This window comes from uncultured Thiohalocapsa sp., assembly GCF_913063425.1.
In the GTDB taxonomy this organism is placed as follows: Bacteria; Pseudomonadota; Gammaproteobacteria; order Chromatiales; family Chromatiaceae; genus Thiohalocapsa.
The window spans coordinates 1-25426 of record NZ_CAJXYK010000021.1 but is presented as its reverse complement, the minus strand read 5'-3'; the positions used below and the strand labels follow the sequence as shown (position 1 = coordinate 25426).

19 protein-coding genes are annotated in these 25426 nt (G+C 65.2%); 10 read left to right on the top strand and 9 right to left on the bottom strand.

The window, feature by feature from the left end:
• The first annotated feature begins 21 nt into the window (after positions 1 to 21).
• Positions 22 to 1464, top strand: coding sequence for a pyruvate kinase (gene pyk / locus QZ607_RS12940; protein WP_295883226.1), 1443 nt, complete (start codon positions 22 to 24; stop codon positions 1462 to 1464).
• Positions 1465 to 1522: 58 nt separating this feature from the next.
• Positions 1523 to 2587 (top strand): class II fructose-bisphosphate aldolase, encoded by a 1065-nt coding sequence (gene fba, locus QZ607_RS12935; protein WP_295883223.1) that lies wholly within the window; start codon positions 1523 to 1525, stop codon positions 2585 to 2587.
• Positions 2588 to 2716: 129 nt separating this feature from the next.
• Here fba and QZ607_RS12930 read toward each other — a convergent pair whose 3' ends face one another.
• The 6 genes from QZ607_RS12930 to QZ607_RS12905 form a co-directional block, all read right to left on the bottom strand.
• Positions 2717 to 3868, bottom strand: coding sequence for a hypothetical protein (locus QZ607_RS12930; RefSeq protein ID WP_295883221.1), 1152 nt, complete (start codon positions 3866 to 3868; stop codon positions 2717 to 2719).
• A gap of 32 nt (positions 3869 to 3900) precedes the next feature.
• Entirely contained in the window at positions 3901 to 5394 is a 1494-nt protein-coding gene (locus QZ607_RS12925) for an oligosaccharide flippase family protein (protein WP_295883219.1), read from the bottom strand.
• Positions 5395 to 5397: 3 nt separating this feature from the next.
• Positions 5398 to 6555, bottom strand: a complete 1158-nt coding sequence (locus QZ607_RS12920; protein ID WP_295883216.1) for a sugar-transfer associated ATP-grasp domain-containing protein — start codon at positions 6553 to 6555, stop codon at positions 5398 to 5400.
• 81 nt (positions 6556 to 6636) lie between these two features.
• The gene (locus QZ607_RS12915; RefSeq protein ID WP_295883214.1) at positions 6637 to 7596 is read right to left on the bottom strand and encodes a polysaccharide pyruvyl transferase family protein; all 960 of its coding nucleotides are present in this window, start codon (positions 7594 to 7596) and stop codon (positions 6637 to 6639) included.
• A 35-nt stretch (positions 7597 to 7631) separates the two neighbouring features.
• A complete protein-coding gene (locus QZ607_RS12910; protein WP_295883211.1) occupies positions 7632 to 8540 on the bottom strand; it encodes a glycosyltransferase in 909 nt (302 codons plus the stop codon).
• 201 nt (positions 8541 to 8741) lie between these two features.
• On the bottom strand, positions 8742 to 9608 hold the full coding sequence (locus tag QZ607_RS12905) for a THxN family PEP-CTERM protein (RefSeq protein ID WP_295883208.1): 867 nt from the start codon (positions 9606 to 9608) through the stop codon (positions 8742 to 8744).
• Between the two features lie 977 nt (positions 9609 to 10585).
• Between QZ607_RS12905 and QZ607_RS12900 the strand changes: the two genes are divergently transcribed.
• Both QZ607_RS12900 and QZ607_RS12895 read left to right on the top strand, forming a co-directional pair.
• Positions 10586 to 12643, top strand: a complete 2058-nt coding sequence (locus tag QZ607_RS12900; RefSeq protein WP_295883206.1) for a CocE/NonD family hydrolase — start codon at positions 10586 to 10588, stop codon at positions 12641 to 12643.
• 89 nt (positions 12644 to 12732) lie between these two features.
• Positions 12733 to 14034, top strand: coding sequence for an ATP-grasp domain-containing protein (locus QZ607_RS12895; RefSeq protein ID WP_295883203.1), 1302 nt, complete (start codon positions 12733 to 12735; stop codon positions 14032 to 14034).
• 99 nt (positions 14035 to 14133) lie between these two features.
• Here QZ607_RS12895 and putP read toward each other — a convergent pair whose 3' ends face one another.
• Entirely contained in the window at positions 14134 to 15675 is a 1542-nt protein-coding gene (putP, locus tag QZ607_RS12890; protein ID WP_295883201.1) for a sodium/proline symporter PutP, read from the bottom strand.
• Between the two features lie 326 nt (positions 15676 to 16001).
• Here putP and QZ607_RS12885 point away from each other — a divergent pair, with 326 nt between their 5' ends.
• A complete protein-coding gene (locus tag QZ607_RS12885; RefSeq protein ID WP_295883198.1) occupies positions 16002 to 19631 on the top strand; it encodes a sulfite exporter TauE/SafE family protein in 3630 nt (1209 codons plus the stop codon).
• 88 nt (positions 19632 to 19719) lie between these two features.
• Here the strand turns inward: QZ607_RS12885 and QZ607_RS12880 are convergent, their stop codons facing one another.
• Positions 19720 to 20439 (bottom strand): tetratricopeptide repeat protein, encoded by a 720-nt coding sequence (locus QZ607_RS12880; protein ID WP_295883196.1) that lies wholly within the window; start codon positions 20437 to 20439, stop codon positions 19720 to 19722.
• A gap of 241 nt (positions 20440 to 20680) precedes the next feature.
• The gene (locus tag QZ607_RS12875) at positions 20681 to 20824 is read right to left on the bottom strand and encodes a hypothetical protein (RefSeq protein WP_295883193.1); all 144 of its coding nucleotides are present in this window, start codon (positions 20822 to 20824) and stop codon (positions 20681 to 20683) included.
• 16 nt (positions 20825 to 20840) lie between these two features.
• On the opposite strand from QZ607_RS12875, the gene QZ607_RS12870 reads away from it, so the two are divergent.
• From QZ607_RS12870 to QZ607_RS12855, 5 genes are all read left to right on the top strand, one after another.
• Entirely contained in the window at positions 20841 to 21887 is a 1047-nt protein-coding gene (locus QZ607_RS12870; protein ID WP_295883189.1) for a hypothetical protein, read from the top strand.
• A gap of 21 nt (positions 21888 to 21908) precedes the next feature.
• Positions 21909 to 22331 carry a thermonuclease family protein gene (locus tag QZ607_RS25860; protein ID WP_367268187.1) on the top strand — a complete coding sequence of 141 codons (423 nt, stop codon included), beginning with the start codon at positions 21909 to 21911 and terminating at the stop codon, positions 22329 to 22331.
• Between the two features lie 118 nt (positions 22332 to 22449).
• Positions 22450 to 22875 carry a very short patch repair endonuclease gene (locus QZ607_RS25855; RefSeq protein WP_367268186.1) on the top strand — a complete coding sequence of 142 codons (426 nt, stop codon included), beginning with the start codon at positions 22450 to 22452 and terminating at the stop codon, positions 22873 to 22875.
• 27 nt (positions 22876 to 22902) lie between these two features.
• Positions 22903 to 24243, top strand: coding sequence for a DNA cytosine methyltransferase (locus QZ607_RS12860; RefSeq protein ID WP_295883185.1), 1341 nt, complete (start codon positions 22903 to 22905; stop codon positions 24241 to 24243).
• Positions 24227 to 25018 carry a hypothetical protein gene (locus tag QZ607_RS12855; protein WP_295883183.1) on the top strand — a complete coding sequence of 264 codons (792 nt, stop codon included), beginning with the start codon at positions 24227 to 24229 and terminating at the stop codon, positions 25016 to 25018. Before QZ607_RS12860 ends, QZ607_RS12855 begins: the two co-directional genes overlap by 17 nt.
• Positions 25019 to 25426: the final 408 nt, after the last annotated feature.

The window sequence follows — 25426 nt, the reverse complement described above, 5'->3', positions numbered from 1 at the left end:
ATACTCGATACTGTCCCTAACATGCCCCGCAGAACCAAAATCGTCGCAACGCTTGGCCCAGCCACCGACCCACCCGGTGTGCTGGAAGACATGGTGGCCGCCGGTCTCAACGTGGCCCGGCTCAACATGTCCCACGACACCCACGAGCGCCAGCGCAAGCGGGTGGAGCGGGTGCGCACCGTGGCCAAGGCCATGAAGCACCCCTTGGGCGTGCTGGTGGACCTGCAGGGGCCGAAGATCCGCATCGGTCGCTTCGAGGGCGACAGCATCGCGCTGAGCGCGGGCGATGCGTTCTGCATCGATCTGGACTGCCCGCTGGATTCGGGCAACCAGGAGCGCGTCGGCTGTACCTACGCCCACCTGGCTGACGACCTGATGCCCGGCGACCAGCTCCTGCTGGACGACGGCGCCATCGAGCTTGAAGTCACGGAGATCTACGGCCGCAGCATTCGCTGCAAGGTTCTCCTCGGCGGCAAGCTCTCGAACAACAAAGGCATCAACAAGCGCGGCGGCGGCCTGTCGGCGCCGGCACTCACCGACAAGGACAAGGCGGACATCGCCTTCGCCGCCGAGGCGGAGGCCGACTACCTCGCCGTCTCCTTCGTACGCAGCCCGGACGATGTGCACCTGGCGCGCCAGCTCTTCACCCAGGCCGGCGGCAAGGGCGGAGTGGTCGCCAAGATCGAGCGGGCCGAGGCCCTGGAGCACGCCAGCGAGATCATCAAGGCGTCCGACGTCATCATGGTGGCCCGCGGCGACCTGGGCGTGGAGATCGGCGACGCCGAGCTGCCTGCTGTACAGAAGCGGCTCATCAGCGAGGCCCGGGACATGGACTGTGTCGTCATCACCGCGACGCAGATGATGCAGTCCATGATCGACAATCCCATCCCCACCCGGGCCGAAGTCTTCGACGTCGCCAATGCGGTGCTGGACGGCACCGATGCCGTCATGCTGTCCGCCGAGAGCTCGGTCGGCAAGTACCCGGCCAAGGTGGTGGCGGCGATGGACCGCATCTGCGCCGAGTCCGAGAACTACCGCCGCAAGTCCCGCCACCGGCTGGACACCCGCTTCAAGCGTGTGGACGAGGCCATCGCCATGTCCGCCATGTACGCGGCCAATCACCTGGGCGTGAAGGCCGTCGCCGCGCTGACCGAGTCCGGCAGCACGGTCAAGTGGATGTCGCGGCTCAACACGGGCATCCCCATCTACGCCCTGACCCGGCTCGTGTATACCCGCAGAAAAGTCACGCTTTACCGCGGCGTCTACCCGATAAACTTCGACGTGGCCAGCAAGAACATCCACGAGGTCAACCGCGAGGTCATCGAAGAGCTGCTGCGACAGGGCACCGTCGTCGACGGCGACCTGGTGATCATCACCAAGGGCGACCGCGGCGGCGTTGAGGGACAGACCAACATCATGAAGATCATGCGCGTCGGCGAGCACAAGCTGCTCGCCGGCGACTGAGGCGGGCCCCGCCCCACTTCCACCTGCGACACTCACTCAGCGACACAGGAGAGCCCCAATGGCCTTGATTTCACTCCGCCAGCTGCTGGATCACGCCGCCGAGCATCAGTACGGCGTGCCCGCGTTCAACGTCAACAACCTGGAGCAGATGCGCGCCATCATGGAGGCCGCCGACGAAACCGACTCCCCGGTCATCTGCCAGGCCTCCGCCGGCGCCCGCAAGTACGCCGGTGCCCCCTTCCTGCGTCACCTGATCCTCGCCGCCATCGAGGAGTGGCCGCATATCCCGGTCGTCATGCATCAGGACCACGGTGCCTCCCCGGCCGTCTGCCAGCGCTCCATCCAGCTCGGCTTCAGCTCCGTGATGATGGACGGCTCCCTCGGCGAGGACATGAAGACGCCCATGGACTACGAGTACAACGCCCGCGTCACCCGCCAGGTGGTGGACATGGCGCACGCCTGCGGCGTGTCCGTGGAGGGCGAGCTCGGCTGCCTCGGGTCGCTTGAGTCCGGCATGGCCGGTGAAGAGGACGGCTCCGGCGCCGAGGGCAAGCTCTCCCACGACCAGCTCCTGACCGACCCCGAAGAGGCCGCCAGGTTCGTCGCCGACACCCACGTGGACGCGCTCGCCATCGCCATCGGCACCAGCCACGGCGCCTACAAGTTCACCCGGCCGCCGACGGGCGACATCCTCGCCATCCAGCGCATCCGCGAGATCCACGCCCGCATCCCGGACACGCACCTGGTGATGCACGGCTCCTCCAGCGTGCCGCAGGACTGGCTCAAGATCATCGACGAGTTCGGCGGCAACATGGGCGAGACCTACGGCGTCCCGGTGGAGGAGATCGCCGAGGGCATCAAGAACGGTGTGCGCAAGGTCAACATCGACACCGACCTGCGCATGGCCTCCACCGGCGCCATCCGTCGGCACCTCGCCGAGAACCCGAAGAACTTCGACCCGCGCAAGTACCTCGCCGCCTCCACCAAGGCCATGAAGGACATCTGCAAGGCGCGCTACGAGGCCTTCGGCACCGCCGGCAACGCCAGCAAGATCAAGGTCATGTCGCTGGAAGACATGACTGATCGCTACGCCAAGGGCGAGCTCGATCCGAAGGTCAACTGATCGCGTTTTCCGCCGACGCGGAACCGTCATGTCGGTCTGAGAGGGGCGCTTCGGCGCCCCTTTCCGTTGAATACGCTGGCGGCGGGATAGGCCCGTCAGTGTCTTCAGTCACGCCGCCTGCGACCCGATTCAACCGGCGCTGCCCGGGTGTCGGTGGAGTGACCAGGCGGCACGCAGGTGGCGATAGCGATCCATCAGGAAGGGCGGCATCCTGAGCGGAGACCGACGAATCCGCTCGGACCTTTTCAGGAGTTGGCAAACCTGTCTTCTCAGCGACGGCGGCAATGATGTCTGTCCAGCGATATGCCGCCAAAGCGGGGCGACGTGCGGTGGAATCCACTTCAGCCGACGCAGGCGTTCATCAAGGCGGTCGGCAGGGAAGGTCGGCAGACCATGCGTCACACCGGATTCCAGGCACTCCAACTGCAGCAGGGTCCGCAGGCATTTCTCGCAGACACCGCAGTTCATGGCATTGTCGCCATCGGTCTGGTGGACCCAGCAAACGCGCAAATGCTGCAAGGCGATCGGATCAGCGAGAATTGTCCGCAGCTTCTCCCAGCGCGGTACTCCTCCGGCGTAAACGTCCAGCCGCAAGCGGCGCGACGAGTACGTCGGAATGAGATCCGGATGCGAGCCGTGCGGCTGCATGGAGACACTGCCCGAAATGATGGCCGCTCCCAGGCTCATACTCAGGGCATGTGCCGTCGCCGCGAGCGCGCCACCGTGAGCCTCCCACCAACCGATCCGGCGAAATAGGGGATGCTCGCGAAGATTGGTTGCGATGATGACCAGATCCAGCCCCGCCGCGGCAGCGGCCGATTGCAGCAAGCGACGATCCTGCTCTCGGCGTGTGGTATCGCTCAACGTCGTGTCTGCGCCCTCTATGAAGATCAGCTTGTCGATCCGCGGGCGGCATGCTGAAAGCGAATGAAAGGCGTCCACGCCGCCGGAAAAGAAGAGTCCGGTGTGGGCCTCGGTACCGACATCGGCATGTGGGGGTGCCTGGACTTCCGGCGCCAAGATACCGCCGCTGCTGAAGCCCCACCAGTCTGCCGCGCGGGCACGCAGCGCCCGGCTGTTGCGCAGCCATGTCTCGCAGACCGGAACCGGACTGGTGAGGTACCGACGCATTGCCATGGTCGGCAGCAGAAAGGCGCTGAGAAAAGGCTCCGGCCCGGCGTAGAGTGGCATTTCCGCGCGAAAGAAGACGTGGTGCCCGCCGATGGCGCAGCTGAGTTGCCACTCGCCGCTGGCCAATTGCTGGAGTGTCGGTACGGACATGACGATAGTCCGCGCTCTGGGGTGGCTGCAATTCATTGCCGCTCCTCTGCCTTGAGCCCCGTGGTGCGCAGGCCCAGACGTTGCGCCCAAATCGAAGCCAGGAACTGTTGCTCGCCAGGCTTCAGACACCAGCGAAAGGTGGCCAGGCTCAGCAAGCCCAGGCAGAGGACGCAGCCCGGCAGGACCGGCCATCCCGCCCAGGCCCAGAGCCCATAGCCGCCGACAGCGGCCGTCGCGGCGAGAAAGGCGTTGCGCGTCTGTACGCCGAAGGCAGCGGTGCCAGTTATGAGCAGCGGAATGAATCGGGCCAGGGTGCCGGAGAGATGTCCTGTCGCGGCCGCCAGGAAGACGCCGGCAGGACCGAGCCAAGGAATCAGCACTTGCGCGCTCAGCGCCAGCACCAGCACAGCCAAGCAGCCTGATACAGCAGCGTAGGTGTAGCGGCGGCCGGCAAATAACCAAGTCCCGCTGCTGAAGTACAGGGTGAGGGGCGCCAGCATCAGCATGGGGAGCCAAAGCAATTCCCCGGCGAGCGCATATTGCGTGCCCATGACCAGCGGAACCAAGGACGGCCCGACGGCGGCGGCACCAATGACACAAGCTGCCGTTGCAATGAGTGTCGAGCGAATCACCGTTGCGATAAAGTCGATGTCGCGCCCGTCGCCGCGACCCTGTGAGCGCACGAGTGCCGGCATCGCTACTTGCGCGAGCGCGCCCGGCAACATGGCGACCGGGATCAGGGCCTGCATTGCGAGCGCAACATTACCCACTGCTTGTCGATCACCCAATAGATTGCGGGCGAAAACCAGCGGATAGTGATACAAGCCTTGTGCGCACAGTTGGGTGATGAGCAGTGGGGCCGCGGATATCAGCAGCATCCACACCGCAGAGAAATCCCGGCGTAGCGGGTGACGTGCGACCCGTTTTCGCACCAGCCGGATGCCGGACGCGGCCTCCAGCAGCCAGCATGTTGCACCGATCGCCGCGACCGCCAGCGCATCGCCACCGGCAAGCAGCACCAGGGCAACGATACTCAGCTCCAGGCTGCGGAATATCGTCTCCTGACGCAGCGTGTAGCTGGGCCGCTCATAGGCAAGGAAGACGTGCTCGCTCCAGCGCACGATGCCGCGGCCCATCATGGCGAGGGCGCATACGATAACGAGCATTCGAATGAGCGCGTCCGGCTCGAAGGCGATGCCGACTCCCGCGGCGGTTATCCCGGCCAGCACCGCCCCAACTGCCGTCAGAGACAGTGTTTGGCTCAGCACTCGTGGCGATGCGGCCTTATCGCTGCTCAGCTCGGCGATCAGGTAAGGGCCGAGCCCGAACGTGACGAGCGGCAGGAAGCTGAGCGTCCAGGCGATGGCGACGCTCAGCGATCCATACGCCTCCGCGCCGAGCATGCGCGCTGCAATGACGAGGTAAATGGCACGGCAGGCGAGGGTGACGAAGCGAGCCAGGCCGATCTGACCCGCATTCCAGACAATCTTGCGGACGCCGGTCCGCGGATTCCTCAGGCTGTTCAATGGTCAGGGGCGTCGGAGGTGCTCGGCACAGTAAGCCGGTAACAGCCACCTGCCGAGGCCGATGTCGGAGGCTTTCTGGAAGCCATCGCTACCCCAGATCTCGTTGGCTTCGACGATCACGGGGCCATCGTCGGTGACCGCAATATCCATGGCCAAGCTCGGGAAGTCGTCCAGCAGTCGATGCAGTCGTCGGGCCAGCGCCAAGCTCTCACGCCAGTGCGGCACGGTGAGCCCCGCGAAGCGCTCGCCTGTCCCGGGCACCGCCGTAAGGCTTGCGGGGAGGCAGCTATGGGCCTTGGTGGCGCCGCGACCGAGTCGGCCCGAGGCCATGTCCACGTGCACGGCGATGCTGCCCGCTGCGAAATTGTCTGCGATGGCACCCGGGGCGGCAATCTTCAAAAAGGCCGCGCATGGCTGGATGTCGCCGTTCAGGCGCATGGTGGCGATGCGCACGGTATGCACTGCGTGCTCACCGAATCGCGCCAGGACGCGGTGATTGCGGAGCCGGGGCTGGAAAATCACGGGCTCGTTCGAGTATTGCAGGTACTGACACACCTCGACCCAGGACTTCAGCTTCTTTCGCGTCGAGCCGGACGTGATCGACCAGCCTTGGCCGTGCCGCACGGTTAGGATGCCGGCGCCGATACCGCACAAACCTTGTTGCGGCTTGAAGAATGTCTCCCCGCATCGGCGCAAGCAGCCTTCAGCGGCTTCCTGCACATCGAACCCGGCTCCGTTGGGATGCCATGTCGTCAAGACTTCGGGGGTGGCGATGGCGTGCTCCAAGCAGAAAGAGAAGAACCGTCCCTTGTTCGATACGATGTCCCGAACGGCCGGGTCAATGGCCTGCGCAAGGCAGGCATGGAGGTTGCAGAGCTGGCGCGGGGTCACGAACTCGCCTGCCCGCGCATACCGGGCACTGTCGTGAAGACCGAGAAGATAGTAGGCGTCGGGGTCCATGCGGAGAAAGATTACCAGCGCCGCCCGTTCCCAGCGTTGTTGCAGACCGCTTTTGCCGGTGGAGCTGCGCACCCAGCGAACATCCCTGAATGCTGGAAATAACGCGCGCACGAAGGCCCTCGGCCGAAAGATAACCGAGCCAACGGTCTTCTTTAGGCCGCGCTTCTCCGCACGGCTGGCCACGCGACGCAGTCGTTGCATGAGTGCCGGGTCCGTAAGTCCGAAGCCCGGTATGCTCAGTCCCCACCGCGGCAGCGTGCGTTGGCTTATGACCTGCATGTATTACTCCAGGATCAGGCTGTCGTCGGCGAGCGCCATTGGCTTATGCCAACACCTGAAATAGGCAGCGTTCTTACCGTAACTGTTGTCGTGCAAGCGCGAAGGGACGCCGAGTAGAACGGCGAAGATGTGTCCATGCAGGCGGGATGTCTCTATGCGATCAGCAGCCAGAAAGCGTGCGGCAGACCGCTGGACTAACTGCCAAGTGAACGCTTTCCACACGCGTGCGGTGACGGAGGTGGGTCCAAGTGTGCCCGCCGTGATAATGAGTGCCTGAAGCAGTCGTAACGCGATGTAATGCACGCCGAGGATTTGCTTCCAATCACCTTCCCAGGTACAACAGCCCCGTGTAGGCAGATGCTCGGCAGGGCGCTCCTTGTCACGGCGGAACAAACACAGCTGCCCGCCCGGACCGCTCCGAGTGTACTGCCGGGTGATCGGGTAGAGCATCACTGCCATGTCGGGCGCCAGGTAGGTGCGGCAGCCGGGAAAGTACTGCTCGGCCAGGGCCAGGCTGCGGTGCTCGCGCAGCACCAGGTGCAGGTCGTCGTGGGCGCTGAGCCGACGACGTGACTCGGCGATGGCCTGCGCGCTTTGATAGTGCACCGTCTGCGGCAGGAAGACGATCCGATTGCCCGGGTAGCGCGCAACGACGGCCTCCCGGAAGCGCTGGTGCCGGTAGAGGTCACCGAAGTTACCCCCGCCCTGGCACAGGATGGCCACGTCGGCGGCCAGGCGCGGGAAGCGAAAATCGATGATCGAGGCCCTCCCCACCACTTGGTGACCGCTTTTGCTGAGCCAGGCTTCCGTGCCGTGATACAGCAACAGGTCGCCCACATTCGAGGAGACGGGGTAGTCGAGATAGAACACCCGCGCGCCGGGCGGCACCAGGCCGTCCAGCACCGCTGTGAGTCGGACTTGCTGGGCGGACCAGAAGGCGGCGAGCCGGACGTCCCCGGACACGGATGGTGCAGGTGCCTGCACGGGGCAGTTCGCGCCTAGCGGGCCTGATGCAGGTGGCCGTGCCCCTGCATCCTGCCGGCGAGATAGCCGGCGCCGTAGAACGGCAGCACGACCGGCAGTGCCAGGTAATCGGTCAGCGCCAGCGCACGCGACGGGCTGGGCGCGCCGCGCAGCAGCGCGCGGCTCAGGCCTGCGTAGAACATCCGGCGCAGGATCCACCGGTAGCTGATCCGCTCCGGCAGAATCTGATGGTGGACCACGGCGCGGCCTTCGTAGAGGATTCTGAGCCCGCGTGCGAGCGCCCTGCGCGCGAGGTCCGACTCCTCCCCGCCGAGCAGGCTGCCCGGGCGTCGCCCCAGGCGCTCGTCGAAACGCGCCTCATCCCCCAGTCTGCCGCGATGCAGGCCGAAGCCTGCGCCGACGACCCGATGAAACGGCCGCGCGGTGCTGCCGAGATCGAAGATCGAGTACTGGTCCTGCACCACGGCTGCCGCGGCGAGCAGCAGGGGCTGCCGGTGCCAGGTGGGCAGGATGCGGGCACCGACGAGCCCGACGGTGTCGCCGGCGAGGGCCGCGTGCAGCGTGTGCGCCCAGCCGGGGGATGCGACGGCGTCGGCATCCAGGAACAGAATACTGTCTGCACGTGCGCTTGCCACCGCGCGATTTCTGGCGTAGGAGAGAGAGCGCTTCGGGATCTGCTGATACCGGACGTCGCATCGCGGTTGCTGTACCGCTGCGCAGTGGTCGGCGAGTGCGGGGGTGGGCGTCTGATCCAGAAGCAGAACCTCGGCCAAGACCCCTTCCTGTGTGGTGAGCGAGTCCAGTGCCTGCGAAACGAGCCAGTCCGGCTCGCAACAGCGCGTCAACGCAATGGTGACATCCGGGCTGCCGAAGCCAGCGGCAGCGCCGAAATCGGCGCGCTGTTGAACACAGAAGGAGTGCACGGGGCGCTCAGCGGCGGACCAATCAATGGGCACCAGTGTCAGTGCCGGGCGGGTGCTCTGGGATCAGGCGAACGCCGCTGCATACGGCGCGTAAGTCCTGAGACAGTGCAGGGCGGTCAAGACACCAGGGGGCGGTGGGTCGGTCCGGGCTTGCCGGGTGCGGTCCCTTGCACCCGGCAGGCACGGCGCGGCGCCGTGTCGTCAGACCTTCATCTGCCGGCGGCGTGCGAAGCCGAGACCGATCAGACCGGCACTGACCAACGCCAAGGCACCGGGGACAGGTACCTGCTTGACCTCCAGAACGAAACCGACGTTGTCTTCGCCTTCGGCGCTGATGAAGAGACCGTCGGGATCGCAGCTTTCGAGGGCATCGGTGTCACAGAAACCGATCACTTCGATCGTATACTTCTGCGTGCCCAGGGTGAAGTCGATGCTGTCGGCGCCGAAAAATTGGAAGCTGTCCGCGCACTCGCCGTTGATGACTTCAGTCGGACAATCGTCGCCGGTCAGAGAGTTCAGCGTCTCGTTGAAAACCAGTTCGAAGACTTCAGAGAAATCCTCAGTGTAGAAACCGTCGCTGATAGAAAAGTCATATTCGACGTTGACAGTGCCGATGAAACCGTTGTCCAGACCGGTATCGGGATCGGGGTCGGGGTCACCGGTGATCGGCTCGTTGAAGTGCGTCAGCGTGCCCAGCACAAAGGCTTCACCGAGCGTGTTTGGGTCGATCACGATCTGGTTTATTTGAGGCGTGTCTTGCTCGGCCCCGGGGGCTTCCACGGTGCCGATGGTCTTCCCGAAGACATTGATCGACGCCGCGCTTTGACCATCGAACGGACCGCCTTCCCCTGTCGGATTGCCCCAGCTGACACTGGTGCAGAGCGGATCGCCGGTAGAAGCGCCGGGGTCCCCGCAACCCCAGTAGAGAAACGGATCGTCTTCGGGTGCGTCAGGGAACCCACTGTGTGTGGTCTGAACGAACCCTCCAAAAGCGGTCAGGATCAACGCGTGGGCACTCGTGGACGCTGCCGCGGTCACCACCGCGATAGCCAGTAGCACTGATTTCATTGCTTGCTCCATTGCCTGTTGGAAGCGGACTTGACGGAAGCTGTTCGGCTTCGGGGCGGGCGCAATCGAGCGCATGCCCCCCGTTTGGTCTTCCGAAGTTGGACAGCGCCATGCGTTCGCAGTGGCGGTCCCGCGTGACGGAGTCAGCAACAGCCATGCCGATACTGATGGGACGGGCGCAAGGCGTCACCGATGGCGCAATCCAGGCGATGGAAGGTGGTGAAGCGCGGGGTCGAGCTGGTCGTTGCCGTGCCGGGCTGCAATGCAGATCAAGGAGTTGTAAGCATGCAGTTACAGAGCACAGGACTATTACTCAAATGGCAATGGGAGACAGCCTGATTAAGGAGTCCATGGGCTTTTGAGTAAGGCATCGGCCGTCGTCGTAACTGGAGATATAGCGGCGCGACAACAGACAGTTATGTCGCAGACACCAAGCGCCAACTCCATTCGGCACTGTAAAGTCAGCCAAACAGTCTGCTGAGCCTGTTCCAAGTGGTACTGAGCAGGTTCGGGGTATTACCCAGAGCTTGCTGGCGGTTTCTGGGTGGGGCGGAGCTGTGCGCCGCAGCGTGGTGCCGGGGGGCGCGGCGTAGAGGTGCGGGCGAGGTCACCGCAGAGCCTGATGACATTGTTGCTCGCTGGGCACGTGAAGGGCCGAGCTTGAGCACGAGCCCCGCAACCGCCCCGGCACGATGCCGTGGCCTCGGCAGGCAGCCCCTGGATCAGGCAGGGCAGGAAGGCGTGGACATGCACGCGGCCGTCCCTGCACCCGGCGGCGGATCGGAGCTTCCGGCAGTGCCGGTGGACCAAGGTCGTGCCGCCGAAGGCAGTGCGCGCAGCTCGGTATCAGCCTCAAGCGCCGGCCCGATTGCTATGCTGTGATCAGGCTTCGATCCGATGGGCGCTCGGCGACGCCAGCGGTTTGCGCACGGCTTGGCGAGCGCGGGCGCCTGCGGGAAAGACTTGGGAGACAGCGCATGTCTGAGCATCCGGGCCTGTCCAATGAGCCCGTCTCCAGCGGCGAGCCGCAGGTCATCGACAACGTCTGGATCACGCTATCAGACGGCTGCTCGCTGGCGGCCAAGCTGTGGCTGCCGCCGGATGCCGAGACCAATCCGGTGCCGGCGGTGCTGGAGTACATTCCCTACCGCAAGCGGGATCACAAGGCCGTTCGCGACGCCGAGGTCCACGGCTTCTTCGCCCGCCACGGCTATGCCGGCGTGCGCGTGGATCTGCGCGGCAGCGGTGATTCGGAGGGCGTGCTGCGGGACGAGTATCTGGAGCAGGAGCTCCAGGACGGCCTGGAGGTGCTGCGCTGGATCGCCGCGCAGCCCTGGTGCAGCGGCAAGGTGGGGCTGTTCGGGCTGTCCTGGGGCGGCTTCAACGGGCTTCAGATCGCCGCCCTTCAGCCGCCGGAGCTGGGCGCCGTCATCTCCGTCTGCTCCTCGGACGACCGCTATGCCGACGACGTGCACTACATGGGCGGGTGCCTGCTGACGGATAACCTGTCCTGGGCCTCCACCATGTTCGGCTTCAATTCCTGCCCACCGGACCCGGACGTGGTGGGCCCGCGCTGGCGGGAGATGTGGCTGGAGCGCCTGGAGGGCAGCGGGCTCTGGATCAAGCACTGGCTTGAGCACCAGCGCCGCACCGCGTTCTGGAAGCACGCCTCGGTGTGCGAGGACTACGGCGCCATCGAAGTGCCCGTGATGGCCGTGAGCGGCTGGGCGGACGGCTACTCCAACACCGTGTTCCGGCTGTTGGAGCACCTGTCGGTGCCCCGGCGCGGGCTGGTGGGGCCCTGGGGACACAAGTATCCGCACATGGGCGGGCCCGGCCCGGCCATCGATTTCCTGGGTGAATGCGTGCGCTGGTGGGACCAGTGGCTCAAGGGTATCGACCGCGGCGTCGAGCAGGATCCGATGCTGCGCGCCTGGATGCTGGACCGCCGCGACCCCTTCTCGCCCGAAACCACCGGCCGCTGGGTGGCGGAGTCCACCTGGCCCAGCCCCGAGGTGTCGCAGCAGACCTACCGGCTCGCCCGCGCGGCCCTGGTGCCGGATGACGACGGCGCCAGCCCCGCCGGCGCGGCGCTCAGCATCAAGAGCCCCTTAAGCGTCGGGCTGTTCGCCGGCAAGTGGTGCTCCTATGCCGAGACCACAGACCTGCCGTCGGACCAGCGCCTGGAGGACGGCGGCGCGCTGGTGTTCGACACCGAGCCCCTGGCGGAGGACCTGTCCATCCTGGGCGCCCCGGAGGTGGAGCTGGAGCTGGCCGCCGACCAGCCGGTGGCTATGGTGGCCGTGCGCCTGTCCGACATGGGCCCGGACGACCGCGCCACGCGCGTCACCTTCGGCGTGCTGAACCTCACCCATCGCGACGGCCACGAGAGCCCCGAGCCGCTCACGCCCGGGCACCGGTATCGGGTGCGGGTGCAGCTGAACGACATCGGCCAGCGCTTCTTCGCTGGGCATCGCATCCGGCTCGCCGTCTCCAGCTCCTACTTCCCGCTGGCCTGGCCGCCGCCTGCGCCGGTGCGCCTGACGCTCTACACCGCAGGCTGCCGGCTGTTCCTGCCGGTGCGCGAGCCACGCCCGGGTGACGCCGAGCTGCGCGACCTGGGCCAGCCGCGCACGGCGCCGGCGCCCGCGCACACCCTGCTGGTGCCGGCGGAGCGCCACTGGACCGTCCGCCACAACCTGGCCACCAACGAGGTGGCCCTGGACGTGGTCAACAACGACGCCCGAGTGCGCCTGGACGACATCGGCCTGGCGTTCGGGCGCAACGTCGAGGAGTGCTGGAGCTACAGCAACGAGCGCTACGACAGCGTGCGCGGCGAGGTGGTGCACGAGCGCCGCTTCGAGCGCACCGGCGTTGCGGGCGCCGACGATTGGTCCGTGCGCAGCGTCACCCGCACCGTGCTCACGTCCACGCCCACGCATTTCCTGATCCGCGCGACGCTGGATGCCTACGAGGGCGATGTGCGGGTATTTGCGAAGAGCTGGGACGAAGCCATCCCGCGCGATCTGATGTGACCGCCAGGGTGGGCGAGCCCAGGGCCGCGTCGCCGCCCGCCGCAAAATGCAGCCACCGCAGGGAGGACCGATGCAACCGGGAGCCCAACATGCCAAAACGCAACGTCTTCATCGTCGGCCTCGACCCCTTCAACCTGGAGAAGCTGAAGCGGGTACCCACGGCCCGGGAGTGCGAATTCCATGCCGCACTCGACGTGAGCGATATCCGCCACGTATCGAGCTACGATGTCCCCGCACTCATCGACAAGGCCGTGCGCACCATGGAGGGCTTCGAGGGCCGCATCGATGCTGTGGCGTCCTACTGGGACTTCCCGGGGAGCTTGTTCGTGCCCATCCTTGCGGAGCGCTTCGGCCTGCCGGGGCCGGCGCTGACGCCGATGCTCAAGTGCGAGCACAAATACTGGAGCCGCCTGGAACAGCAGAAGGCCGTGTCGCAGCACATCCCCGCGTTCCGCGCCTTCGACCCTATGGACGACGATGCCTACGGCAGGCTCCAGCTGATGCCGCCGTTCTGGATCAAGCCCATCAAGTCCTTCCGGTCGTACCTGGCCTTCCAGATCAGCGACGCATACCACTTCCGCAGCGTCATGGACATCTGCCGCCGGGGGCAGTCGCGCATCGTGGAGCCCTTCCGCGATCTGCTGCGGATGTTCGACCTGCCGGCGGAAATCGTGGAGATGCCCGAGACCTTTGTCGCCGAGACCCCCATCGGCGGTGCCCAGTGCACGCTGGAGGGCTATGTGCACGCGGGCAATGTCGTCGTCTACGGCGTCATCGACAGCGTCCGCAACCCGGGCGGTTCATCGTTCAACCGTTATCAGTATCCGTCGTCGCTGCCGCTGGAGATCCAGCACCGGATGATCGACGTCGCCCGGCTCGCGGTGGGGGCCATCGGCCTCGACGACAGCCCCTTCAACGTGGAGCTGTACTACGACCAGAGCGCAGACCATATCTGGCTGTTGGAGATCAACCCGCGCATCTCCCAGGCACACACGGACATGTTCGAGAAGGTGGCGGGCATCTCCCACCACGCGGTCATGCTGGACCTGGCCCTGGGTCGCAAGCCGGCGCCGCTGGAGCGGGCCGGTCATTTCAATGTCGCCGGGCATTTCATGGTGCGCACACCGGATGCCGGCCGCGTCACCCGGGTGCCGGATGCGGCGGCCATCGCTGCCGTCACCGAGCGCCAGCCGGGCACCGTCGTCCGCATCGCCGTTGAGCCGGGCCAGCACCTGAAGGAGCTCCAGGGCCAGGATCAGTACAGCTTCGAGCTCGCCCAGGTCTTCATCGGTGCAAGCGACCAGGTGGAGCTGGTGGAGAAGTACCACGAGGTGCTCGCTGGGCTCGACTTCGCCATCGAGCGCGACCGGCAGACGCCCAGCATTCACTGAGCCCGAACGGGCGCGCGGCGCTGGCGCAGCCCTGCGGCAACAGCTGGGCCGTCGCCCTGGGTACGCCCACTTCAGTCGGCACCCCGGGGCAGGCGGACTTCAGCCCGCCACCGCGGCACGCTCGCCCGCCCGCGCCTTCATCAGGCCGGCGCGGAAGCGGTCGAAGCCGCCGCTCACCGCCGGCGCGGGGGCCGCCGTCAGCAGGCTTGCGGCGACGATGGCAAGGGTCGCGAAGAGCACGCCCGGGACGATCTCGTAGAGCTCGAAGATGCCGAAGGGGCCGCCTGAGAGCTGCTTGTAGACCACCACGGTGACACCGCCGACGATGACGCCCGCGAGCGCCCCGGCCCAGTTCATGCGCCGCCAGTACAGGCTCAGCACCAGCACCGGGCCGAAGGCCGCACCGAAGCCCGCCCAGGCGTAGCCCACCAGGCCGAGCACGGTGCTCTCGGGGTCGAAGGCCAGCAGCAGCGCAATCAGCGCCAGTACCACCACGGCGAGGCGGCCGACCGCCACGATCTCCCACTGCGCCGCCTGCGGGCGCAGCAGCTTGCGGTAGAAGTCCTCCGCCAGCGCCGACGACGACACCAGCAGCTGCGAGTCCGCGGTGGACATGATGGCGGCGAGGATGGCCGCCAGCAGGACGCCCGCGATGACGGGATGGAACAGCGCGTTCACCAGCACCATGAAAATGGTCTCGGCGTCGCCCAGCTCGCCGCCGGCGTTGGTCTGGATCCAGGCCGCACCGGCGAGTCCCACCAGCACCGCGCCGCCCATGCTGAGGGCGGTCCAGCTGACGGCGATGCGCCGGGCCATGGGCACGTCCGCGGTGGAGCGGATGCCGGCGAAGCGGGCCAGGATGTGCGGCTGGCCGAAATAGCCGAGCCCCCAGGCCGCCAGCGACACAATGGCAATGACGCTCAGCGCCTCGCCGGTGTTGTCCCGCCACAGGGTCAGCAGCTCCGGGTTGTGGTTGGTCAGTGTGCTCACCAGCGGCCCGACGCCGCCGTCGGCACTGATGGCCATCACCGGCACGATGAGCAGCGCCGCCGCCATCAGCAGCCCCTGGACCAGGTCGGTCCAGGACACCGCCAGAAAGCCGCCGAAGAGGGTGTACGACACCACGAACAGGGTGCCGACGACGACGGCGAGCTCGTAGTCGAAGCCGAACACCGTCTCGAACAGCTTGCCCGCCGCCACCAGCCCGGAGCTGGTGTAGAACAGGAAGAACAGCAGCACGAAGAAGGCGGCCACCGCCTGCAGGATGTGCCTGGGATCGCCGAAGCGGTTGGCGAAGAACTCCGGGATGGTGAGCGCGTCGTCGGCGGCGTAGGTGTAGGCCCGCAGCCTACGGGCCACCAGCAGCCAGTTGAGCCAGGTGCCGAGCAGCAGCCCGCCGGCGAGCCACAGCGACTCCAGCCCGGACAGGAACGCGAAGCCCGGCAGCCCGAGCAGCAGCCAGCCGCTCATGTCCGAGGCCCCCGCGGACAGGGCCGCGGGCCAGGGGCCGAGTGTGCGCCCGCCCAGGAAATAGCCCGACGAGCTCTTGGTGCTGCGGTAGGCCCAGATGCCGATGCCGAGCATCAGGGCCAGATAAACGAGGAAGGTGGCGATAACCGCGTTGTTGTCGAAATCGGGCATGGCTTTGGTCCTGCTGTACGTCAGTCCTGCTGTACGTCCGGTTCGCTGCCGTGGCCGCTCCGGCGCCGGGCTCGGCAGCGTGCGCCGCAACCTAGCATGCCTGCCCGGGCACTGCATCTCATGACCGCTGCCCGCGCGCACTGCGACGGCTGCGGGTGCCGACCCGAGCGCTGCACCCGTGCCCAGGCGCCGGGTGCCGACGAGCACGCACGGATACCCGCGGGACGGTGGTCAGGGTTACCATGCGGTCATCCCGGCGCCGGGCGCCGACGCGGCCGAAGCCGCGTCTGTTGATCCCGGCAATATCGGCGCAAATTCCTGCACTTATGCCGACAACCAGCGCCAAGGCCTTCCGGCAGCAGATCCTGAAGCCCGCCGAGGGGGTCTTCCTGTTCCACGCGCGCGCCATCGAGCGCCTCATCGAGGAAGAGCTCGGCGCCGCAGGGCGCGGCGTGCCCATCCCGGACCTGCCGTACTACCTGATGGAGCGGGAGGCCTTCCTGTACGGCCTGGAGACCGAGAACGCCGAGGCCCTGTCCGTCATCGAGGGGCTGCGCCTGCCCAGCTGGGTGGTGCTGCTGCCGAGCCCCACCACCCAGGCGGCGGGCGAGGGCGCCTTCGCCCGGCTGCGCCACGACTACTGGGCGCGCAGCTTCGAGGCCGAGGTGGCCCGCGCCTGGCAGAACGCCCGCGAGGACAACGACGACACCGAGCGCTTCGGCGCCGATGCCCTGCGTGCCCTCATCGGCGACCACGCCTTCGCCGAAGTGCGCGAGGTGCTGGACCGCGACGGGCTGACGCTGCCCATCTGGGACGATGACCTGCTCACGCGCACCTTCGCCGCCATGGTGGTGCGGCTGCGCTACTTCGCGCCGGGTGCCCGCGGCTTCTGCTTCCCCGCCATCGAGGTCTGGCCGGCGGTGGACGCCTGGCTCGCCGCCAGTGGACTGGACCTGCCCGAGCCGGGTCCGGACGGCCGCCTGCCGCTGCTGCTGGTGAAGAGCCGCCCGGGCGGCGGCGACCTGCCCGCGGCGCCGCCGCTGCTGCCCACGGGGCTGCCCTTCGGCGCGTCGGACCCCGACCGGCCCATGGCGGTGGCCGACGCCGCCCAGGTGTGGCCTGCCGACGCGGCGCCGGGCACCGAGCCCTGCGAGCGCAGCGACGGCCCCGGCAGCACCCGCCCCGGGTCGGACGAGGCATTGCCGCCGTCGCTGGAGGCGCACTATCTGACGGCGCTTCAGCGCGGCTCGCGGGTGCGCCGGCGCCGGGGCTGGCTTGCCCGGCTGCGCGACGATCTCGGCAACGGCCTGCGCCGGCTCGCGGCACGGCTGCTGTTCCTGCCCGGGCTCGACGACATCGGCTTCGCGCCGGCGCCGGGTCTCGCCATGCGCTGGCACAGCCTCGGGCTCGCGCTGTTCGAGTACGCCGTCGGCTGCGCCCAGCGCGCGGAGTTCGAAGGCCACTTCGCCGTGGAGCTGCGCTTTCTCGCCGATGCGCGCCGGCTCGCCCAGCGCATGAGCCGCCCCGCGCGCTGCGCCCCGGCGGCCGTGGACCTGGCCATCGCCGAGCGCGAGCAGGGCGCCGAAGAGCACCTCGCCGACCTGCTCGCCGCCAAGTGGAAGCTCGACCTGGCCACCGCCGCCGAGCTCAGGCGGCTCATCGGGCGCCTCGCCGCGGAGGACCGCCGCCGCTTCGGCTCCGCACCCGCACGCACCCTGCTCGCCTGCCTGGAGCAGGTGCTGTCCGAGAGCCGCAGCGATTACTACCGCCTGCGCTTCGTCCGCTGGCTGTTCAGCCTGGGGCGGCGGCGGCTGATGGAGCCGCTGCCCTTCCAGTCACTGCTCAAGGCGCTGCGGGCCATGGAGACGGCCCGCGCCCGGCTGGAGGAGATGCCCTGGCCCATCACGGACCTGGAGCGGTTCGCCCGCGTGCTGGACAGGCTGACCTTTCGGGTCAGTGCGCGCCTGGATGAGCAGATCATGCCGCGCGTCAAGCAGGCCATGTGCAAGGCGGACTTCGTGCCCCGGGACCATCGCGAGAACGTCGCCGCGCAGAAGATGCAGCTGGAGCTGCTGGACGTGATCAAGCAGCGCCGGCATCTCAAGTTCACCGACGTGCGCGACATCGTCGCCCGCAATATTCTGCGCCTGCCGGACCCGACCCTGTCCGAGTTCTTCCGCGGCGACCGCCTGGCGCGCTTCGACCGCACCGCCGCCGATGCCCTGCCCGGTGTGTACCGCCCCGGGGAGATCTACATCAAGGGCCTGCAGCAGCTGAGCGCGCCGCTGTTCGGCACCGGGCCCGGGCGCATCGTCTCCCGCTACCTGCTGGTGCCCTTCGGTGCCGCCTACCTGATCCTGAAGAGCATCGACCTGCTGCTGGAGCTGCTGCCGCATCACGACAAGGGCTTCCAGCTCGCCACCTTCACGGACGTGATGCTGCTGGGCGGGCTGGTGAACATCGTCATGCACACCGGCATCGGCCGGCACATCGCGCTGTCGCTGTGGCACGGGCTGGTGGCGACCCTGCGCTTCATCTTCTACGACGGTCTGAGCCGCCTCATGCGCTGGCGGCCCATGGCGGAGCTGCTCAGCACGGGCCTCGTGCGCGGGGTCGGGCGCAACATCGTGCAGCCGCTGTTGATCGGCACCCTGCCGCTGGCGCCCATCATTTTTCTGGCCGTGTTCGTGGAGGAGGTGCCCATCGAGCCCGGGCTGTGGCTGGCCGGTCTCGCCTTCGCGCTCGGCACCCTGGCCCGCAACACGCCGGCGGGCCGGCGCTTCCTGGATAACCTCAGCACCCGCTTCGGGCTCTACATGCGGCGGCTGAACCAGGCGCTGTTCATCGGCCTGATCCAATCGCTGCTGACCTTCTTCAAGGAGGTCACCCGCGGTTTCTCGCAGCTGCTGCACCGCGTGGACGAGGCACTCATCCACCACCTGGGCGAGCGCCTGCCGAGCCTGGCCCTGAAGGCCCTGTTGGCGCCCCTGTGGCGCTTCGCCGAGGCCCTGATGCAGTTCTACGTGACCGTGCTGGTGGAGCCGCAGGTGAACCCGGTGAAGCACTTCCCCATTGTCAGCATCGGCCACAAGCTGCTGCTGCCGTTCCTGCCGGCCATCACCGCCGCCTTCCTGGAGATGAGCGATGCCGTGCTGCCCAAGGTCATCGCCTATCCGCTGGTGACCCTGACCATCGTGCTGCTGCCGGGGCTGTTCGGCTTTTTCGTCTGGGAGCTGAAAGAGAACTGGAAGCTCTACCAGGCCAACCACCGCGCGGGCCTCGCGGACGCGAGCCAGGCGGACGAGGCCCCACCCGCGGTGGACGGCGCCGAGCCGCTGCCGGTGGAGCCCGCCGCCGTCGGCCACCACGGCGAGAGCGTGCGGGCGCTCATGTCCCGCGGCTTCCATTCCGGCGCCCTGCCCAAGGGCTTCGACCGGCTGCGCAAGGTCATCCGCGAGGAGATGCGCGACCAGCAGCCCTATCCGCAGCGACTGCGCCGGGTGCAGCGCCACCTGGAGGACGTGGAGCACGCATTCTGCGTGTTTTTCGAGCGCGAGTTCACCTTCGCGCTGCGCGAGCGCTGCCGGGACCCGAACTGCACCCTCAAGCGGGTGGAGACCGGCACGCCGCGCTTCGCCACCAACCTGGTGGAGCTCACCGTGAACATCTTTCCGGGTGCCCGCCGCGACGGCGCCGCCGGGCTTTCCGAGCAGCTGACGGAGCAGCAGCGGGGCGAGCCGCTGACCCTCTGCATCCGGCTCTTCTACCGCGCCCCGCGCATCCGCGTGGAGACCGAGCTTACGGGCCACACCGAGCGCATCGGCCCCTACTGCTGGTCGCTCATCGCCGCGGACCTGCGGCTCTTCGCCGGCCGCGCCGGCGCCGATCTCAAAACGCTCGACCTGGGCCTGCCGGCGGCGCCCGCCACCCCCGGCCAGCTGCGCGCCGTGGCCTGACGCGGAGCACTGCTGTGCCGCCGGCTCAGGTGCCCCGTGCCGGTGCACCGCCCGGAACGTCGCGAGGTCGCCCCCGGATACGCCGCCGTCAGTCAGCACCCTGGGGCAGGGGGACCGGTGCGTCCAGCAGCTCTCGAAACGCCTCGACCTGTGCGCCCAGCTCCGGCCGCGCGCCGGTGAGCGCGCGCAGGTCGCGCGCCAGCACCGCCAGGGCGCGGCGGTGCTCCGGGGATGCGGCGGCCTGGCGCACCAGTTCCCCGGCGCCGCTGGGGTCGCCGGCCAGGAAGCGGGTCAGCGCGACGGTGAGCAGGGCGTAGGCGCGCTTGCTGGCCGGGGTGTCCATGGTCACCTCCTTCGCGCCGGTGCCGAAGGTCCACTGGGCGGCGTTCTCGCCGGATTCGAGCGCGCCGGGCCGGCGCAGGCCCCGCGCCAGCTGCCTGTGGTGCCAGGCGGCGCGCTCCAGATCGCCGGCGCGGCGCGCGGCCTTGCCGGCGTCCAGGCGGGCCAGCAGCGGGCGGGGCGGCGTGGCCAGCAGCCGCTCGTAGGCCGCCAGCGCCGCCTGGTGCTCGCCCAGGTCCAGCAGCACGCCTGCAAGGTTGGTGAGATACCGGCGATTGCCCGGTGCCCCGTCCAGCGCCTGCTCGTAGTGCTGTCGCGCCGCCTCCAGCTGGCCGTCGCGGTGCGCCAGCACGCCCAGCCCGAACCGGGCCTCGGGCAGGTCCGGGTCCAGCTCTGTGTCGTAGATGATGGGCGAATGGTTGGGGGACTTGACAACCGTTACCGACAAGGCGCCCAAGGCTTCGTCCACGCGTCAGCAAGCAATCGGCACCAATTGATATCCACGGACCTTGGCGTCCGGCGCCAGCACCGGGATAACAAGGCGCAGATTGGTGTGATGGTCCGGGACGTAGGCGGGCATTGTGGTAGCTTGAGGGATGGAACCCCGAGATTACGATACAAAAAAACCTGCCATATCAGCGTTTCGGGTCACTGGCAGTCGCGGGCTACCAGGGCACCGAGATTTGCTCCCAGCGGCCGCCCTCAAGGACTTACCACTGGTCGTCGTCCTCCTTGAGCACCTGCCAGTCCAGCTCCGCCGGGTACTTGTCCTCAACCTGGACCCAGGTAAGGTCTTCCGAGATCGCAACGGGTGCCACGTTGGGGCGGTCTTGGTTGTAGACGTAACGCTGCATCGGGGGACCCCCAGTTGTGGGCAGTGGCCCAGGAACCAGCACTGCTGAGCGGGCGCCCACAATCACCCCGACGCTTGACCACCACCCTGCCGAGCGGCATCATCCGCCGACGAGCGGTTGCGCTGCTTCCGTTCTGAAGACAACAATGCCTTTATCAGGGTATGTCAAGGTGGATGTAATTGAGATTGCCCAGTTTCAAGAAGAATTCGTAATCTTCTTTGGCGGAACGCCTAAAAGAATCAACGCATATACTCTTGCGTCAACGTTGGTATCCATCGCCGATGCGGTAAAGTCGGCCAACGCGGCTGTTAACCCCGGTTACGATGTTGAAGTTGTCGTTGAAGCTCTCGGTGAAGGTAGCTTTAAGGCAAAGATTCGAACCCTATATACCGAAGCCCGAAACCTCTTCTCTAAAGACAACCTTAAAGCTGTCGCGCTATCGGTGATTGCTTCTTATGTATATCAACACACCTTGGCGCCAGATGCCCCGGTCAACGTTATAGTTAACGAGCAGGAAGTTATAATTGAGCAAGGCGACACAAAAGTAATTGTTCCTAGAGAGGTACACGAAGCCGTTAAGGCGGCGGAAAAGATAGACAGTTTCAAGCGCAGCATCGGCAAGGCATTCGACGCAGTAGAGAAAGATAAGTATGTAGAAAGCTTGGCATTTACTCCAAGCATGGATGATCTCTGGCCACTCATCTCTATCCCGCGGGCTAGGTTCGCCTTAATTTCTAACCCACCCGAGATTGAAGATAATCAAAGATCTGTCATCGAACTAGCCGACTTGCACATTTTGAGGGCCATTCTAGAGCGTGGAACAAGAAAGTGGGAGTTTGTTTGGCGAGGCGTGAAGATTTCCGCGCCTGTTTTGGACCAAGCTTTCTACAACGACTTTTTCGCCCATAAGATCAAAATCGCACCGGGCGACTCAATCAGTGCAAAGCTGAGAATTTATCAGGTCCGAGATGAAGACACTGGAATCTTTACCAATTGCAAATACGAAGTCATAGAAGTTATCAGCCATATCTCGCGCATGACGCAAGAGGCAATTGACGTCTAATCCTCGCGTGACTAAACGCAAGTGCACCTAACCCTTATCCTCCTCGTCCTCCTAGCGCTACTGCCAGCGCTCGCGACTGCTGAGACCCCGACCAGCCGCGCCGACCACGTGCGCGATGGCGATACCATAGTCGTGTCTCGCGTCGCCATTAGGCTTCAGGGCCTTGCGGCACCCGAGCTTGGCGAGCAATGGGGCAGGACCTCACGCGATGCCATGCAGCGCATCGTTGCGGGCAACCGGCTGAACTGCACCCTGACCGGTGAGCGCCCGTACGACCGCGAGGTTGGCGTCTGTCGCCTGGACGACGGACGCGACATCGCCGCTATCTTGGTTGGCCGGGGCCTCGGCCGGGGTTGCCCCCGCTACAGCGGCGGACGCTACGCCACCGACGAGACCGACCGCTCGCGCACCCTGCCGTTCCCGGACTACTGTCGCCGGCGGTAGACGCTCTGCCGTCGGCCGGACCCGCGCACTGCAAGGGTGCGATATACTCACCTGATCCAGTCCACCACGGTTGGCGGCGGGGAACCTACTGCATCAACTGTGTATCTGACCCCCGACGATGCACCATACCGACGTGACTGACACAAGAACACCCGCGCAACGACGACGGATTATGCAATCCGTCAAACGAAAAGATACAGGGCCTGAACTCACCGTCAGGCGGCTACTACACCGAATGGGCTATCGATTTTGTTTGCACCGGAGAGATTTGCCCGGAAAACCAGATATAGTTCTTCCCCGTTGGAAAACCGTGATACTGGTTCACGGATGTTTCTGGCACGGCCACGATTGCAGGTACGGCCGCCCCCCAAGATCGCGCACCGAATACTGGGTGAACAAGATCGAAACTAACAGAAAGCGCGACGCGAGAGTAGCTGTTGCGTTGACCCAGTTAGGCTGGCGAGTCGCCACCATCTGGCAATGCGAAACTACCGATACCGCCCATGTTGCGCGAGTGTTGCGCGCCTATCTTGGCGATCAATAGACTTTCGGAAACCGGAGTACCTGAGGCGTGCGTCCTATCGGTGTTGACCTCTTTGCGGGAGCGGGTGGTTTGTCACTCGGTTTTGAACAAGCTGGCTTCGACGTCGTCGGTGCTGTTGACATAGACCCAATCCACTGTGCTGTGCATAGCTACAACTTTCCCACGACTATCGCGATTCCGCGTTCTGTGGAAACCCTCACGGGCCAATCGCTGCGAGAGTTGACTGGCATCGGCTCGCGCGAAATTGACTGCGTGTTCGGCGGCGCGCCTTGCCAAGGATTCTCTCTCATCGGACATCGCCTACTAAACGATCCACGCAACAAGCTCGTACTCCATTTTGTTCGACTTGTGTATGAGCTGAAGCCAAGAAGAATTGTTTTTGAGAACGTAAAAGGGTTAACGGTAGGAAGACATAAAGCTTTCTTGCGCGAGCTAGTAACTGCTTTTGAGGAAGCTGGGTACGAGCTCCGCTTACCATGGCGGGTTCTAAACGCAGCTCATTACGGAACCCCACAGTTCCGCGAGCGACTATTCCTATTAGGCACCCGCAAGGGAGAACCTTTGCCGAAGTATCCCGCAGCAACGACTAGCATAGCGGAACGCATCGGTGAGCGCTCGTTTCTACCAAACTGCCCGACATGTGCGGACGCGTTACAAGATTTACCTGACGCGGACCTGTATCAAACTCTGCTCACTTCTGATGCTGTAAGGACAATTCGTTTTGGGACGCCTTCCCAATATGCAGCACAGTTGCGCTGCATCACGGGCGACGCTTGGCATTATGGCGTTAAGAGAGACTGGAATCGCGAGCTACTGACAGCGAGCGCAAGAACTGAGCATACCCGTATTTCCCGCCAGCGCTTCCGCGAGACTAAGCCAGGTACTGTAGAGCCAATAAGCCGCTTTTACAAGTTGGATGCAGAGGGAGTCTCAAACACACTCCGAGCTGGGACAGACGGTGCACGGGGCGCGTTCACCAGTCCTCGGCCAATCCACTATAACTACAGCCGTTGCATTACCGTAAGGGAAATGGCCAGGCTACATGGTTTTCCAGATTGGTTCAGGTTTCACGTTACCAAATGGCACGGAGCTCGACAGATCGGCAACGCAGTTCCGCCCCCGCTGGCACGGGCGATCGCTAACTCCGTGATAAGCACGCTCGGCGTGGATGTTACAACAAACGGGCAGGCTATCCAGCTTGGTGAATCGGAACTGTTGCGCTTGGATGCGTCAAGCGCGGCTGCACGCTTCGGCGTAGAGCGACTTCCGAATAGACGCGATCAAAAAAGCGGCGCGCGGAAACGCAAACAAGAAGATATCGAACGCGAACGCATAGGTACAAAGGTGTCCCATGGCGGCATACGATGAGATTATTGAACACATTTTCTTCAATAATTGGGATTCTAAGAGTACGAGTTTTGAATTCGACCGAGACGAAATCCCTGAGGCTGCAGAGCATCTGGGCGTAAAGTCTCCACGGAATATTGGGGATGTCATCTATACGTTTCGTTATCGCAAGCCGTTGCCCTCCAGTATCTTGGACACGCAGCCTGACGGGTTATCGTGGCTTATACTTGGGGCGGGCGATGCACGCTATCGCTTTCAATTAAGCAGACTTAGTCAAATACTTCCTGCGCGCGGGCTAATGGTACGTAAAATACCGGACGCTACGCCGGAGATAATTTCGCAGTACGCCTTGAGCGACGAACAGGCTTTGCTCGCCAAGATCCGGTATAATCGTCTTATTGACGTCTTCTTGGGAATTGCGGCCTATAGTCTTCAAAATCATTTGCGCACGAACATTCCCAACTATGGCCAGATCGAGATCGATGAACTTTACATAGGTGTTGATTCAAAGGGCGCCCAATATATTGTCCCAGTGCAGGCGAAAGGAGGCAGAGACTTCCTTGGTGTTATTCAAACAATCCAAGACACTGTCTTTTGCCAGACACAGCAGAGATACCGCAACTGCATCGCGCGACCCGTTAGCGCACAGTTCATGGACGATAACGTTATAGCTTTGTTTGAGTTATGTTTTGACGGCAACGAAGTCTCCATTGTTCAAGAACTGCACTATACACTCGCGGAGGCATCGACAATCACTGCGGAAGACTTGGCTCGTTATCAAAGCTCCCGCAGTTAGTGAACCACCGCGATCTCGCTAGAGGGCTAAGCAACGGGTCGGGCTCAAGCAACAGGGGGCGACCACGTGGCCTTATACGTTCAGCCTATGGTCTTCCTAGCTGCGGCCACCCGTTGCGGTGCGCACTCAACTACAGACGGCCCCGCCTAGTGCACCAGCTCGCCCAGGCTTGCGGCCAGCTCAGCGGCAAGGCTACGCAGGGTTAGCACCCGCCCACCGTCGCACAGGTCGCGCCCGGTGGTTGTCAAGGTAGTTGTCGCTTCAACCCATTCGCTGAATTTCTATTCGATCATGGCGGCGACACTCCTCCGAGGGCTGCGCGATCCTGGATGCGCGGGTAACGGAGCGGGCTGCCAGACGGTCGGCCGCTCGCTTCGCACTCCGCCCAGTCTCCCTGCGCCGTCTGGC

Coding starts and splice junctions, on each gene's coding strand:
- QZ607_RS12905 (WP_295883208.1), bottom strand. CDS start 9,608: ATGAAATCAGTGCTACTGGCTATCGCGGTGGTGACCGCGGCAGCGTCC.
- QZ607_RS25855 (WP_367268186.1), top strand. CDS start 22,450: ATGCACCATACCGACGTGACTGACACAAGAACACCCGCGCAACGACGA.
- fba (WP_295883223.1), top strand. CDS start 1,523: ATGGCCTTGATTTCACTCCGCCAGCTGCTGGATCACGCCGCCGAGCAT.
- QZ607_RS12875 (WP_295883193.1), bottom strand. CDS start 20,824: ATGCAGCGTTACGTCTACAACCAAGACCGCCCCAACGTGGCACCCGTT.
- QZ607_RS12930 (WP_295883221.1), bottom strand. CDS start 3,868: ATGTCCGTACCGACACTCCAGCAATTGGCCAGCGGCGAGTGGCAACTC.
- putP (WP_295883201.1), bottom strand. CDS start 15,675: ATGCCCGATTTCGACAACAACGCGGTTATCGCCACCTTCCTCGTTTAT.
- QZ607_RS12895 (WP_295883203.1), top strand. CDS start 12,733: ATGCCAAAACGCAACGTCTTCATCGTCGGCCTCGACCCCTTCAACCTG.
- QZ607_RS12920 (WP_295883216.1), bottom strand. CDS start 6,555: ATGCAACGACTGCGTCGCGTGGCCAGCCGTGCGGAGAAGCGCGGCCTA.
- QZ607_RS12885 (WP_295883198.1), top strand. CDS start 16,002: ATGCCGACAACCAGCGCCAAGGCCTTCCGGCAGCAGATCCTGAAGCCC.
- pyk (WP_295883226.1), top strand. CDS start 22: ATGCCCCGCAGAACCAAAATCGTCGCAACGCTTGGCCCAGCCACCGAC.
- QZ607_RS12900 (WP_295883206.1), top strand. CDS start 10,586: ATGTCTGAGCATCCGGGCCTGTCCAATGAGCCCGTCTCCAGCGGCGAG.
- QZ607_RS12855 (WP_295883183.1), top strand. CDS start 24,227: ATGGCGGCATACGATGAGATTATTGAACACATTTTCTTCAATAATTGG.